Here is a 12,763-nt window from a genome sequence, read left to right as displayed (position 1 = left end):
GCTCGCGACGGCGCCATTGATCAGCACTTCCTTAAGAGGGTGAGGTCACTGCTCGGCGCGTTGCGACACGTTCGAACAATTGTTCGTGTCGCTCCTTGAGTCATTCGAACACGTGCTCTAACGTCGTACACATGTTCGATCGAACGTCTGATCGAGTGCCCCGCCGGCCGCTCACCTGAGCGACTGTCGGTGGCCGCCCCTAGAACAGGGATCGAAAGCAGAGACCCAGAGACCCAGAGCCGCCGAACGACGGTGGCGCTTCCCCAGGAGGTCACGACGATGAGCACCAGCACCGCCACCAAGCAGGCCCCGAGCACCACCGCCCGAGCCCCGCGCCTCACGCCGCCCACGCCCCCGACCCGCAAGCGGTCGACGCAGCGGCGGACCGTGGCGGAGGGCGCCTGGGTCGTCGGTCGGGCCGATCGCCCGGTGCTGCGGATCCTCGCGGACGCCGAGAGCGCTCCGGTCGTGACCCGGGTGCTGCCCGAGCGCTCTCCCGAGCCGATCCGGCGCGTGGCGCTCGACGACTTCTTCGCCCCGGAGTACGACGGCGACGACGTGTCGGTGCGGGTGGCGCAGCCTCGACCGAGCTCGGTGCGCCTGACCCGCCGAGGACGACTCGTGGTCGTCGGCGCCGGCCTGCTCGCCGCGCTGGGCGTGGCGTTCGTGGCCGCGACCGGATCGCTGGCCAACGACAAGCCCGAGCCCACCCGCGTGGTCATGGTCCAGCCCGGTCAGACCCTGTGGGACCTCGCGTCCCGCGCGGCCGTCCAGACCGGCAGCGGTGACGTCCGCTCGATGATGACCCACATCGAGACGATCAACCATCTCGACTCCGCGACGCTCCAGGTGGGCCAGACGCTGCGCCTCCCGAAGTGATCGCGCCGGTCGGGTCGTCGCGCTGACGTCGACTCGACCAGCTCGACCCCGCACGACCCAAGACTTCCGTCCGGCCGCTTCGACCCCGGTCGGCACGGAGAGCCGGGGAAGACGGGAGACAGCGCGCCCCACGCGCGCTGTCTCCCGTGGCTCCCTGGTCTGACGTTCGGCGTTTCCGGGATCTACCGGTCAGCCAACCGCCGGACGAACTTGGCCCCCGACCAGACCTCGCTGATCGCGGCGACCTTCACGTCGACCCACCCCAGGTCGAGCCCCAGGCGATGCACGCCCATCTCGCCGAGGTCGGCGTCGATGCCGAGCCTCCTGACTGCCGCCTGCTTGGGCCAGCAGATCCAGACCATCCCGTTCGTCGCCGTGTGCTCGAACAACGTCGGAAGCCGTGGGGTCAACGTCGCGAGATGGGTGTGGAAGGTGAGCGTGACGTCGAGGCCACGTCGTACGCGTCGGACGAGCCTCGCCCCGGGTGGCAGGTCGAGGTCGAGACCCCCGGGCAGCCGGTCGAGCAGCACGACGTGCCCGTGCTTGACCCCGAGCTTCTCGGCCAGCGGGGTCCCGGCGTACCCCGCCTCGGGTCGCGCCATCAGCGAGCCGCCCGCCGGCCGCCGGGCGGCCGTGGTGGAGCCGGAGGAGGGCGTTGTGCGCGCAGCCGCGCGACCAGTCGCACGCCCAGCATCATGCCGGCGAACAGGCAGGCGATGGCGCCGAGCGTGGCCAGCGCGAGGAACCACCACGCGCTGTCGTTGCCGTCGCGGGCCGTCGTTCCGAAGTCGATGGCGAGGTAGACCAGATATCCCCAGGCGACGACGGCTGCGGTGATGCCGAGGGCCAGCAGGAGCAGCGGGCCCGAGCCGGCTGGCGACGACGGGCCGGCCGGGGAGTCGGGCTCGGGGCGCGAGGGCCCCGAGTGCCTGCCCGGCGCTGCCCGCTTGCCCGCTGCCATCGGTCCATTGTGGCCGATCGCGGCGTCCGCGACACGCCGATGCGCCAGCAGTTTCGGTGGTCCCGACGGCTCTGACCTGTGCATTTGGGATCGGCTCGGCCGGACCGCCAATTGGCTCGACGAACCGCTTGCCAAGCCTCGTCACCCGACGTAAGGTCACCACTACATCTAGTAGTTACAACGTTGTGGTTTTCCACATGTAGGCCCACAGAAGGGGCCCGGAAACCCACAGAAACCGGCCGGTCGTCCACAGCAAGCGGGCGACAGTCCACAGCAGACACGCCCCCCGTCCGGGGACTTTGGCGCGCCCGAAATGCGTTCTACCAGCGCAGGTGACGACGAGAGGAGGACCGACCCATGCACTGCCCCTACTGCCGGCACAGCGAGACGAAGGTCCTCGACTCCCGCGTGTCGGAGGACGGCGCGGCGATCCGGCGGCGGCGTCGTTGTGAGAGCTGCGAGAAGCGTTTCACGACCGTCGAGCTCATGCAGCTGACCGTGCTCAAGCGGTCCGGTGCGACCGAGCCCTTCAACCGCGAGAAGGCGGTCGCCGGGGTGCGGAAGGCCTGCAAGGGCCGACCCGTGTCCGAGGACGACCTGGCCTGCCTGGGCCAGACGGTCGAGGACTCCCTGCGCAACGAAGGCGCCGCGGAGGTGCCCGCGCACGAGGTCGGGATGGCGATCCTTGGCCCGCTGCGCGCGCTCGACCCGGTCGCCTACCTGCGGTTCGCCAGCGTCTACAAGGCGTTCAGCTCGGCCGACGACTTCGAGGACGAGATCTCCTTGCTCCGGATGGAGCAGGCAGCGGCAGCACCGTCGGGTGCGGCGCCACGCGCCGTGCGCACCGGATAACCCCAGACCACCCGGCGCGTAGTGGGGAAGCTGCGCGCCGGGTGCATCACCCCGCCTCTCATCGAGGCATGTCGGTGGTCGCTGAGACCATGGGCCACCGACCGAGAAGAAAGGCTCCGCTGGTGCAGGGCGGTCGCTCCACGACCGCCTCCCAGCCACCGGAGCGCCATCAGATCGGGAACACGAGGAGCCCAGATGACCGAGACGGCAGACCCGAAGGTGAAGGGGAAGCAGGGCGCGCCAACGCGTGGCGGCCTGACCATCGACCGCGTGTTCTCGACGGCCGGTGCGCACCCCTACGACGAGATCACCTGGGAGCGTCGCGACGTCGTCCAGCAGAACTGGAAGACCGGGGAGACGGTCTTCGAGCAGCGCGGTGTGGAGTTCCCCGACTTCTGGTCGGTCAACGCGAGCACCATCGTCACCACGAAGTACTTCCGCGGCGCCGTCGGCACCGACCAGCGCGAGTGGAGCCTGAGGCAGATCGTCGACCGAGTGGTGAAGACCTACCGCAAGGCCGGTGAGGACTTCGGGTACTTCGCGAGCCCCGAGGACGCCGAGACCTTCGAGCACGAGCTGACCTGGCTGCTGGTCCACCAGTACTTCTCGTTCAACTCCCCGGTCTGGTTCAACGTCGGGACGCCGAGCCCGCAGCAGGTCTCGGCGTGCTTCATCTTGTCGGTCGACGACTCGATGGACTCCATCTTGAACTGGTACAAGGAGGAGGGCTTCATCTTCAAGGGCGGCTCGGGTGCCGGGCTGAACCTCTCCCGCATCCGGTCGTCCAAGGAGCTGCTCTCCTCGGGCGGTACGGCGTCGGGTCCGGTCTCCTTCATGCGCGGCGCGGACGCCTCGGCCGGCACCATCAAGTCGGGAGGCGCGACGCGACGGGCGGCCAAGATGGTCGTGCTCGATGTCGACCACCCCGACATCGTGGAGTTCGTGGAGACCAAGGCGCGCGAGGAGGACAAGATCCGCGCGCTGCGCGATGCCGGCTTCGACATGGACCTCGGCGGGCGGGACATCCACTCGGTCCAATACCAGAACGCGAACAACTCGGTGCGGGTCACCGACGAGTTCATGCGCGCGGTCGAGGACGGCACGTCGTTCGGGCTGCGGGCGCGCCACACCCACGAGGTGATCGAGACCGTCGACGCCCGCGAGCTGTTCCACAAGATCAGCAACGCGGCCTGGGAGTGCGCCGACCCCGGCCTCCAGTACGACGACACGATCAACGACTGGCACACCAACCCCGAGACCGGCCGGATCACCGCGTCCAACCCGTGCTCGGAGTACATGTCGCTGGACAACTCCTCGTGCAACCTGGCCAGTCTGAACCTTCTGAAGTTCCTCAAGGACGACGACACCTTCGACGCGGCGCTGTTCGAGAAGGCCGTCGAGCTGATCATCACCGCGATGGACATCTCGATCTGCTTCGCCGACTTCCCGACCGAGTCGATCGGGGTGACCACGCGCGACTACCGCCAGCTGGGGATCGGCTACGCAAACCTCGGGGCGCTGCTGATGGCGATGGGACTGGGATACGACTCCGACGGCGGGCGCTCCATGGCCAGCGCAGTCACCTCACTGATGACCGGTGCGTCGTACAAGCGGTCGGCGGAGCTGGCCGCGATCGTCGGGCCCTACGCCGGGTACGCGCGCAACGCCGAGGCCCACCAGCGGGTGATGCGCAAGCATCAGGCCGCCAACGACACCGTGCGCACCCTGCACCTCGAGGACTCCCGGGTGCTCAAGCTCGCGACCAAGGCCTGGGCCGAGGTCGTCGAGCTCGGCAAGACCCATGGCTTCCGCAACGCGCAGGCCTCGGTGCTCGCCCCGACCGGGACCATCGGCTTCATGATGGACTGCGACACGACGGGCATCGAGCCCGACTTCTCCCTGGTGAAGTTCAAGAAGCTGGTGGGCGGCGGCTCGATGCAGATCGTCAACCAGACGATCCCGCGGGCCCTGGAGAAGCTGGGCTACGACGAGGAGAAGATCGAGGCGATCGTCGCCTACATCGGCGAGCACGGGCACGTGATCGACGCACCCGGGCTCAAGACCGAGCACTACGAGGTGTTCGACACCGCGATGGGTGCGCGCGCGCTGGCCCCGATGGGCCACGTCCGGATGATGGCGGCCGCCCAGCCGTTCCTGTCCGGCGCGATCTCGAAGACGGTGAACCTTCCGGAGACCGCATCGGTGGAGGAGATCGAGGACATCTATCTCCAGTCCTGGAAGCTCGGGCTCAAGGCCACCGCCGTGTACCGCGACAACTGCAAGGTCGGCCAGCCGCTGGCCGACGGCAAGTCGGACTCGTCGAAGAAGGACCAGGCGCGCGCCGGAGCCTCGTCGGTCGAGCCGGCCCAGACCAAGGTCGTGGAGAAGGTCGTCTACCAGCCGCTGCGCAAGCGCCTGCCGAAGTCGCGCGTCGCTCGCACCACGTCGTTCACCGTCGGCGGCGCCGAGGGATACATGACCTCCGGCGCTCATGACGACAAGTCCCTCGGCGAGCTGTTCCTCAAGCTCGGCAAGCAGGGCTCCACGCTGGCCGGCGTGATGGACGCGTTCTCGATCGCGGTGTCGATCGGCCTCCAGTACGGCGTGCCGCTCCAGACCTACGTCTCGAAGTTCAGCAACCTCTCCTTCGAGCCCAACGGTCTGACCGACGACCCGGACATCCGGATGGCCCGCTCTCTGATGGACTACGTCTTCCGCCGCCTGGCGCTGGACTACCTGTCCTTCGAAGACCGCGAGGCCCTCGGCATCTTCTCCGCCGAGGAGCGTCAGCGCTACCTCGAGACGGGCTCCTACGAGCTCGGCGACGACGAGGTCGGCAACGCCTCGGAGGTCATCGGCGACCTCAGCGCTCCTTCGTCGGTCGAGCACGGGTCGCCCGACGAACCTGTCGAGAGCACGGAGACCACGGACACCCACGGCTCGGAGGACCGCGAGGTCCCCGCCCAGGTCACCCAGGAGGCTCACACCTCAGCCGAGCTCCTGGAGAAGATCACCGGTACCGCCGTCGACTCCCCGCTCTGCATGACCTGCGGCACCAAGATGCGCCCCGCCGGCTCCTGCTACGTCTGCGAAGGGTGCGGCAGCACCAGCGGTTGCAGCTGAGCGGCAAGCAAGGCGACCCGTCTCGCTGCGAGACGGGTCGCCTTCGCGGTCTGGTGAGCCCGGAGAGGGTCAGCTCGACGACAGGTCGATGCCGCAGCTCTTCTTCGCGTCGGCGCTGATCCGGTCGGCTGCGCTGCTGACGCCGCTGCTGCTGAGGGCCTCGAGCTTCGGCGCGAGGGCCTGGAGCTTCTGGAGGTTGGCACCCTGCGGCATCTGACCGTTCTGCATCGCCGCGAGGTCGCTGGGCTTGATGTTGGCAGCCTTGAGCGCGCTCTCGAGGGTCGTGATCGCGCCGTCCAGGGTCTTCCAGTCGGCGGCGACATTGCTCGGGGCGTCCCCGGCCAGCTGGTGCATCCGGGTGAACACGTCGCCCAGCTTGCTGAGGTCGGGGTTGCTGCCACTGAAGCTCTCGAAGTAGGTCTTGTCGGTCTTCAGCTCGTCGCAGTAGCTTCCTGCGGAGTGCGAAGAGCCGCCGCCACCACCGCCACAGGCGGCGAGAAGGCTGGCGGTCATGGTGAGGGCAACTGACCCGATCCCAGTCTTGATGCGCATGGTTCCTTCTTCTCCCCGTCGCTGATGCTCAGGCCGAAGCTGGTCGATGTCCAGCGCCGGTATCGATGGTGTCAGTCTGCCTGATTCCCAGGTGCATGTCTTGCCGGTCCGAGCGGGCCGGCCACTGACCTAGGAGTACGCAAGAGGTCCGCGGATACGCCCGGGGGCTCGCGAATCTCCGGGACCTCGGGACCATTCGGATCGGTATGGGCGATCCCGCCCGAAGAGGATGAGACCTGCTTGAGGTGCCGCTCGCCATGGATCCCTACGACGAGCCGGACCGCGACACAGACCCAGGCGACGAGTCCGACCAGGACTGGCCGTCAGATCGGCGTGCTGAGGGTGGCGAACCCATTGCATTTCACGGCCCGCTCAGACTCGTTGATGAAGTAGGAGCAGACGACCACGTCACCCGCGCCATGTTCCGTGTGCGGCACTGCGCCATACCAGAGGTTGACGAAGCCTTCGGTGCGCTTAACCCCTAGGTAGGGGTTCTCGGCCCGAGTGAACATCCACGACAGCACGGCGGCGCGGATCTCGTCAGCCGGCGACTCAAGGTCCACCCACTCATCGAACCGGGGAAGGAAGTTGACGAGCTCGTAGCGGATCACCCGATGAGGGCAGCGTGTCGCGCGGCGATCTCGTCGAGAGAGTCGACCGTGTCCGACCCGCAGGCCACTTCCTCGGCACCGCTGAGGAACTCTTTGAGCAGTTGGGCATCCAAGCGCGGGCCAGTTTCGTCGTCTTCGTCCTCGACGCGCGCGAAGTAAGTACGGATGCTGTCTTGTTCGATGCGGGCACTTTGGCCTGCTGGACGACGAGAGTTGGCTTCGATCCAGGGCGGCTCGGAGTGCGAGAGTCGGATCAGATCGCCGCCCGTCAGGCCGCCATAGCGGCTTACGACGTAGCCGATGGTGTTTAGCGCAGCCTCATCCAGGCAGTCCTCTTGCGCCGGTTCCACGGAACCAGTCCGCTCCTCGTACCAGAGGGTCCCAACCACCGGACCCATGTCCCAGGCCGAAATCGTGTCGCGGAACAGCGGTCGACCAAGGGACGCGAGATGATGACCCTGAGAGTAGTAGAGCAGCTTGTGGACCTTGAGACTCCCTACCCCGGGGATGCGGCGCTTGATCTCCTGAGCCACCTCATGTGCCGAAAACGCCATGGAGATCATGCTAACCCCGGCCACTGCGGTGCGTGGAAGACTCACCGTATCGAACATGTGTTCGATACTACTCGGGCCTGCCGACAGCTGGGCCTGTCACGTTACACAACGCCCGTCGGCTACGTCGGCTGGTGGCGTGGAGCTGGTGCTTCGCGCCGGCGATGCTCCTGTTCGCTCTTCCCGCAGCGTTGGTCGGGCACTGACTGCCGAGCTGGTCAGTAGCCGGGGCCCCGCTTGACCTGGGCCCGTTCGGCCGGGTGGGCGCCGCCCTTGGCGTCGAGCGTCTTGCACGCGTCGACGATGTCTTGGGTGAGGCGGTCGACCTGGCCACGGCTGAGCGTCTCCTTGACCAAGGCACGCAGGATCTTCACGTCCTGCGCGTTCGGCGGGAGCGTGTACGCCGGGACCATCCAGCCACGCTCGGCGGAGAGCTGCCAGGCGACGTCGGACTCGTCGTAGGCCCGCCCGCCGCTCGACGCCGCGCCGCCCGCCAGGCGGAAGGCGACCAGCGGCAGCTGCTCGAGGTCGTCGCCGATGATCTCGAAGCGCCCGGTCTCGCGCAGGTTCGCCGCGAGGGCCCGCGCGTTCTCCTTCATCTGGCCGATCACGTAGCCGTAGCCCTCACGGCCGAGCCGGACGAAGTTGTAGTACTGCGCGAGCACCATCGAGGCGCCGGTGGAGAAGTTGAGGGTGAACGTGGCGTCGGTCTTGCCGAGGTAGTTCTCATAGAAGACCAGGTCCTCGGCGAGGTCTGCGGTCTCGCGGAAGATCAGCCAGCCGATGCCGGGGTAGACCAGGCCGTACTTGTGTCCCGAGACGTTGATCGATCGCACCTGCTCGAGACGGAAGTCCCACGCCGAGTCGGGATAGAGGAAGGGCCACACGAAGCCCCCGCTCGCGCCGTCGACGTGTAGCGGGATGTCGAGGCCCTGCTCGGCCAAGGTGTCGAGCAGCAGCTGGTTGATGCCGCGGATGTCGTCCATGTGCCCGGTGAACGTCGTACCCAGCACGGCGGCGACGCCGATGGTGTTCTCGTCGAGGTACGGCGCGACGTCGTCGGGGCCGATGGTGTACTTGCCCTCCGCCAGCGGGATGACGCGGGGCTCGACGTCGAAGTAGCGGCAGAACTTGTCCCACACGACGTGCACGTCGCCGCCGAAGACCAGGTTGGGCGCCTCGACCGAGGCGCCTGCGGCCTGCCGGCGCTCGCGCCACTTCCACTTCAGCGACAGGGCCCCGAGCATGATCGCCTCGGAGGAGCCCTGGGTGCGGCAGCCGGTGGTCTCGCCGGGTGCGTGGAAGAGGTCGGCGAGCATCCGGATGCAGCGCTGCTCGATCTCGGCGGAGATGGGGTACTCCGCGTGGTCGATGAAGTTGCGGTGCAGGTTGTCGGAGATGATCCGCCGCGCCTCCGGCTCCATCCAGGTCGTCACGAACGTCGCGAGGTTGCGCCACGGGTCGCCCTCGAGCGCGAGGTCGTCGTCGAGGAGCCGGCCGGCGTCGGTCGGGCTCATGCCCGTGTCCGGGAACGCCGTCGAGGGCGGGTCCTGGGTCAGGAACCGGCCACCGAACACGGCCGGGTCGGGGTCGCTCCCCCCGCGCGCATGGGTCATGCGGCGAGTCAACCACTCGGTGGGTCACCCGCGACCCGATCAGGCGAGCGCGGCGTGGGCCAAGGCGTCCATGGCGGTGTCCAGGTGCCGGGCGAACGCCGTGCCGGGCGCGTCGATCCAGGCGTCCGTGGCCGCGTCGTAGCAGGCCAGCGCCGCGCCGGCGACCGCGCGGCCGGCGGCCTCGCCGTGCCCGGGGAGGCGCTCGGCGACCAGCGGGCCGAGGGCGTCGGTCCAGCGCCGCCGCCGCTCCTCCATGCTGCCGCGCGTGCTGGGCTCGTCGCGGAGCAGCTGTCCCAGCCGGCGTGAAGGCTCCGGCGCCTGGTCCTGAGCCAGGACGACGACGTCGAGCGCGGCTCGCAGAGCGGGCCAGGCCGCCTCTTTCGGCGGTCGCGCCGCCAGCGCGGCAGCGACGCGGTCGCCCACCTCGAGCAGCTTGTCGAGGATCAGCTCGTCCTTGCCGTTGAAGTAGCGGAAGAAGGTGCGGCGCGACATGCCGGCCGCCTCGGCGATCTGCTCCACGGTGGTGGCCTCGAAGCCGTGCACGGCGAACAGCTCCCAGGCGGCCCGCATGACCTCGTCGCGTACCGCGTTGCGCGCCACGTCGCGCAGCGACGTGCTCGGGGAGGAGGTCACGCCTGCGACTATACGCCACGTTTGACACCGAGTGCCAGTGACGGCGTACGATGTCACAGTGACCGAGTCCACCGAGCCACCCGACCTCGTCGAGCCCGTCGCCCCGTTGGCCACGGGCGCCGACGTGGAGGACGAGGAGGTCCGAGCTCACACCTCGGGTGCCCGGGCCAACCTCGAGCTGCTGTTCGTCGGGCTCGGGGCGCTGGTCGTCTCGCTCACGCAGTCGGTGCTCGTGCCGGTGCTCGGGCTGCTCCAGCGTGACTTCGGCAGCAATGCCAACTGGTTGCTCACCTCCACCCTGCTGGTCGCCGCGGTCAGCGTGCCGATCCTGGGTCGGCTGGGAGACATGTTCGGCAAGCGCCTCATGCTGCTGATCTCGATCGGGGCGCTGACCGTCGGCTCGTTGGTCGACGCCATCTCCCACGACCTCGGCTGGCTCATCGTCGGACGAGCGATCCAGGGGGCGTCCTCGGCTGCGATCCCGCTCGGCATCAGCCTGCTGGCCACGCTGATGCCCCGGGAGCGCGTGGCCGCCTCGGTGGCCCTGATCAGCGCGATGCTCGGCGTGGGCGGCTCGCTGGGACTGCCGCTGGCCGGTTTCGTCGCCGAGCACTGGGACTGGCACGTGCTCTTCTGGATCAACAGCGTGGCCGGCGTCCTGACGTTCCTCGGAGTCCTGCTGGTCGTCCCCGAGTCGCACCACCGCGAGGGTGGCCGGGTCGACCTTGTCGGCGCGGTGCTCCTGTCCGGCGGCCTGGTGTGCCTGATCCTGCCCCTGGAGCAGTCCTCGCAGTGGGGTTGGGGGTCGGCGCGGGTCTGGCTGCTGCTGGTCGCCGCAGTGACGATCCTGGTTGCGTTCGCGGCCTACGAGCTGCGACGCGACGAGCCGCTGGTCGACCTCGCCGCCCTTCGCCGACGGCCGATCGTCACCACCAACCTCGCCTCGATCTGCTTCGGCTTCGCCCTGTTCGCGTCGTTCATCGGGACCTCGACGTTCGTCGAGGCGGGCAGGTGGACCGGCTACGGCTTCGGCTCGAGCCTGCTCACCGGCGGCCTGGCCCTGCTGCCCAGCGGCCTGGCGATGCTCTTCTTCGCCCCGGTCGCGGCGCGGATGATCGCGGTGCGTGGTGCCCCCCAGACCCTGGCGCTGGGCGCAGGGATCGTCGCTGCGGGCTGGGTGATCCGGATCGTGCTGACCAGCTCGCTGTGGGAGATCATCGTGGCCACGGCCGTGATCGGCATCGGCACCGGGATCGGGTACGCCGCCATGCCCTCGCTGATCAACGCCTACACGCCGCGGCACGAGATCGCCGCCGCGAACGGCCTGAACACGCTCTTCCGCAGCTTCGGCAGCACGCTCGCCACGGCGCTGGGGACCAGCATCCTGGCGTCCTCGCTCGTCCACCACGTCGTCGACGGTCAGGTCGTCGACGGGGCGCCGAGCCTCACGGCGTACCGCTGGCTGTTCGCCGTGTGCGCGCTTGCCGGCGTGCTCGCGGCGGTGCTCGTGCTGACCATCCCGAAGCCGGGGCGTCCGCCCTCGTCGTAGTCCGCGTCCCTGCTGTCGAGGCTCGGGATGCGGTCCGGCCTGCCCGACGAGCCCGAGCGGCGGGCGCTCGTCGCCGCCGCTGCCTCCTCCGGGTGCCGCGCGTCGGTGGCGCCCGCGCCGGTAGTCGTCCACAGAGGCAGGCCTAGACAGTTCCTCCACAGGCGGACCGACGGACCGCGCGCGGCATCGGCGGTCTGCGGTTGGCTCCTCGCATGTCTCGGAACCCGCGGATCGTCCCGCCTCCCACGCCAGCCCCACGTCAACCGCGCGGATTCCGGCGCGGCACGCGCGTCGCCGACCTGATGACCGACGAGCTCGAGTCGTTCCACCTGCGGGCCACCCAGGCGGAGCGCGAGGGGGACGCCGCGGAGGCCTGGGAGTACTGCTCGGGCATCCCGATGTTCCGCCGCAGCCGGCATCGCGGCCTGCTTGCCCAGCTCGTGGCGGCCACCGGTGAGCTGACCCCCTGGACGTGGGCGCGCTGGATCGTCTACCTCGCGCTCCGAGCGGAGGACCCCGGCAGCGCCACGGCCGAGCGCCTGCGTCGCGCCCGGGAGGACGCCGGCGACTCGCTCCACGGCGACCTCTTGGACACGGCGTACGACGAGGGCGGCGATCCGGTCAAGGTGGTGGCGCGGGTGATGGGTGAGTCCTGGGCCTTCCACCAGCTCGCCGCCTACGAGTACGGCGTGCTCGAGTCGTTCCTCGACGAGCTGGCCGGGGAGGGGCTCCTGGACCATGCCGACCTGGCGCGCCGCTGGATCGGATGCGCGATGTCCGGCTATCGGATCGAGGGGCGTGGTGGGCCGGGCAGGCTGGCCGTGTGCGACCTCGCCCACGAGGAGACCGCGGGAGCCTCGCTCGAGGTCCTCGACCTCGGCGCGGCGGCGCTCGCAGGACCCGAGGGCTGTGTCATCGGTCGGCTGGTGCCCAGCGACACGACTCCGGCGCTGATGTTCGACATGGCGCCGCTCGCCGTCGACGAGACCACGGCACGCGATGTCGCGTGGTCGACGGGTGACGGCTGGATCGATGCCCTGATGGCCGGCATCGAGGCTGGGCGGCTCGACGGCGGAGACCTTCTGCGCGAGGACTACGAGCTGATGAGCGACGTGCTGTCGCTCGGACTGCTCGAGTTCGGCACGGCGCCCACGGAGCTCGCTCGCGTCTGGACGCAGCTGGAGCAGGGCCGTGACGAAGTGGGGCGCGCTGCCTTTCGGGTCCTGCGAGACGCTTCCGTGGGAGACCTCGACGACGCCGCAGCGCCCTACGTGGCATCCGCCGTGCTGAACCCGCATGCCTACGACGAGGCGCGACGCAAGCTCGCCCCGCCTGGCCGTGCCGAGCACTGGCGACACTGGGCCGATCTCTCCACGGATCCCGCGCGGAGTCGCCTGCTGGGCCTCGCCGGCGCATCGGCCGAGGCGGACCGATGA

General features: G+C 69.1%; 12 protein-coding genes. 5 read left to right on the top strand and 7 right to left on the bottom strand.

Going from position 1 to position 12,763, the window contains the following annotated elements; all coding sequences use genetic code 11:
* Positions 1–279: 279 nt before the first annotated feature.
* Positions 280–879: a LysM peptidoglycan-binding domain-containing protein gene (locus tag VHW64_RS18335; protein WP_329652019.1), complete on the top strand. Its 600-nt coding sequence runs from the start codon at positions 280–282 to the stop codon at positions 877–879.
* A gap of 182 nt (positions 880–1,061) precedes the next feature.
* Here VHW64_RS18335 and VHW64_RS18330 read toward each other — a convergent pair whose 3' ends face one another.
* Both VHW64_RS18330 and VHW64_RS18325 read right to left on the bottom strand, forming a co-directional pair.
* Complete coding sequence (locus VHW64_RS18330) at positions 1,062–1,481, bottom strand: DUF3052 domain-containing protein (RefSeq protein ID WP_329652018.1); 420 nt, start codon at positions 1,479–1,481, stop codon at positions 1,062–1,064.
* Positions 1,481–1,840, bottom strand: coding sequence for a hypothetical protein (locus tag VHW64_RS18325; RefSeq protein WP_329652017.1), 360 nt, complete (start codon positions 1,838–1,840; stop codon positions 1,481–1,483). The genes VHW64_RS18330 and VHW64_RS18325 overlap by 1 nt, the downstream gene beginning before the upstream one ends.
* Before the next feature lie 357 nt (positions 1,841–2,197).
* Here VHW64_RS18325 and nrdR point away from each other — a divergent pair, with 357 nt between their 5' ends.
* Together nrdR and VHW64_RS18315 are read left to right on the top strand one after the other, a co-directional pair.
* Positions 2,198–2,692, top strand: coding sequence for a transcriptional regulator NrdR (gene nrdR, locus VHW64_RS18320; protein ID WP_329652016.1), 495 nt, complete (start codon positions 2,198–2,200; stop codon positions 2,690–2,692).
* Positions 2,693–2,887: 195 nt separating this feature from the next.
* Positions 2,888–5,815 (top strand): vitamin B12-dependent ribonucleotide reductase, encoded by a 2,928-nt coding sequence (locus VHW64_RS18315; protein ID WP_329652015.1) that lies wholly within the window; start codon positions 2,888–2,890, stop codon positions 5,813–5,815.
* A gap of 69 nt (positions 5,816–5,884) precedes the next feature.
* Here the strand turns inward: VHW64_RS18315 and VHW64_RS18310 are convergent, their stop codons facing one another.
* From VHW64_RS18310 to VHW64_RS18290, 5 genes are all read right to left on the bottom strand, one after another.
* Positions 5,885–6,367 carry a hypothetical protein gene (locus tag VHW64_RS18310; RefSeq protein ID WP_329652014.1) on the bottom strand — a complete coding sequence of 161 codons (483 nt, stop codon included), beginning with the start codon at positions 6,365–6,367 and terminating at the stop codon, positions 5,885–5,887.
* 323 nt (positions 6,368–6,690) lie between these two features.
* Positions 6,691–6,978: a hypothetical protein gene (locus VHW64_RS18305; protein WP_329652013.1), complete on the bottom strand. Its 288-nt coding sequence runs from the start codon at positions 6,976–6,978 to the stop codon at positions 6,691–6,693.
* Positions 6,975–7,589 (bottom strand): Panacea domain-containing protein, encoded by a 615-nt coding sequence (locus tag VHW64_RS18300; protein WP_329652012.1) that lies wholly within the window; start codon positions 7,587–7,589, stop codon positions 6,975–6,977. Before VHW64_RS18300 ends, VHW64_RS18305 begins: the two co-directional genes overlap by 4 nt.
* A gap of 158 nt (positions 7,590–7,747) precedes the next feature.
* A complete protein-coding gene (locus tag VHW64_RS18295; RefSeq protein ID WP_329652011.1) occupies positions 7,748–9,145 on the bottom strand; it encodes a glutamate decarboxylase in 1,398 nt (465 codons plus the stop codon).
* A gap of 39 nt (positions 9,146–9,184) precedes the next feature.
* Positions 9,185–9,778 (bottom strand): TetR family transcriptional regulator, encoded by a 594-nt coding sequence (locus VHW64_RS18290; RefSeq protein WP_329652010.1) that lies wholly within the window; start codon positions 9,776–9,778, stop codon positions 9,185–9,187.
* A gap of 58 nt (positions 9,779–9,836) precedes the next feature.
* Here VHW64_RS18290 and VHW64_RS18285 point away from each other — a divergent pair, with 58 nt between their 5' ends.
* Together VHW64_RS18285 and VHW64_RS18280 are read left to right on the top strand one after the other, a co-directional pair.
* Entirely contained in the window at positions 9,837–11,327 is a 1,491-nt protein-coding gene (locus VHW64_RS18285) for an MFS transporter (RefSeq protein WP_329652009.1), read from the top strand.
* Positions 11,328–11,629: 302 nt separating this feature from the next.
* Positions 11,630–12,763, top strand: coding sequence for a hypothetical protein (locus tag VHW64_RS18280; protein WP_329652008.1), 1,134 nt, complete (start codon positions 11,630–11,632; stop codon positions 12,761–12,763).

This window comes from Nocardioides sp. (assembly GCF_036267815.1).
Lineage (GTDB): Bacteria > Actinomycetota > Actinomycetes > Propionibacteriales > Nocardioidaceae > Nocardioides.
The sequence above is the reverse complement of the archived record's forward strand: the minus strand, read 5'-3'. Positions and strand labels throughout refer to the sequence as shown.

Bases quoted from the DNA above. Each gene is read 5' to 3' on its own strand.
- VHW64_RS18335 (WP_329652019.1), top strand. From the start codon at position 280: ATGAGCACCAGCACCGCCACCAAGCAGGCCCCGAGCACCACCGCCCGA.
- VHW64_RS18330 (WP_329652018.1), bottom strand. From the start codon at position 1,481: ATGGCGCGACCCGAGGCGGGGTACGCCGGGACCCCGCTGGCCGAGAAG.
- VHW64_RS18325 (WP_329652017.1), bottom strand. From the start codon at position 1,840: ATGGCAGCGGGCAAGCGGGCAGCGCCGGGCAGGCACTCGGGGCCCTCG.
- nrdR (WP_329652016.1), top strand. From the start codon at position 2,198: ATGCACTGCCCCTACTGCCGGCACAGCGAGACGAAGGTCCTCGACTCC.
- VHW64_RS18315 (WP_329652015.1), top strand. From the start codon at position 2,888: ATGACCGAGACGGCAGACCCGAAGGTGAAGGGGAAGCAGGGCGCGCCA.
- VHW64_RS18310 (WP_329652014.1), bottom strand. From the start codon at position 6,367: ATGCGCATCAAGACTGGGATCGGGTCAGTTGCCCTCACCATGACCGCC.
- VHW64_RS18300 (WP_329652012.1), bottom strand. From the start codon at position 7,589: ATGTTCGATACGGTGAGTCTTCCACGCACCGCAGTGGCCGGGGTTAGC.
- VHW64_RS18295 (WP_329652011.1), bottom strand. From the start codon at position 9,145: ATGACCCATGCGCGCGGGGGGAGCGACCCCGACCCGGCCGTGTTCGGT.
- VHW64_RS18280 (WP_329652008.1), top strand. From the start codon at position 11,630: ATGACCGACGAGCTCGAGTCGTTCCACCTGCGGGCCACCCAGGCGGAG.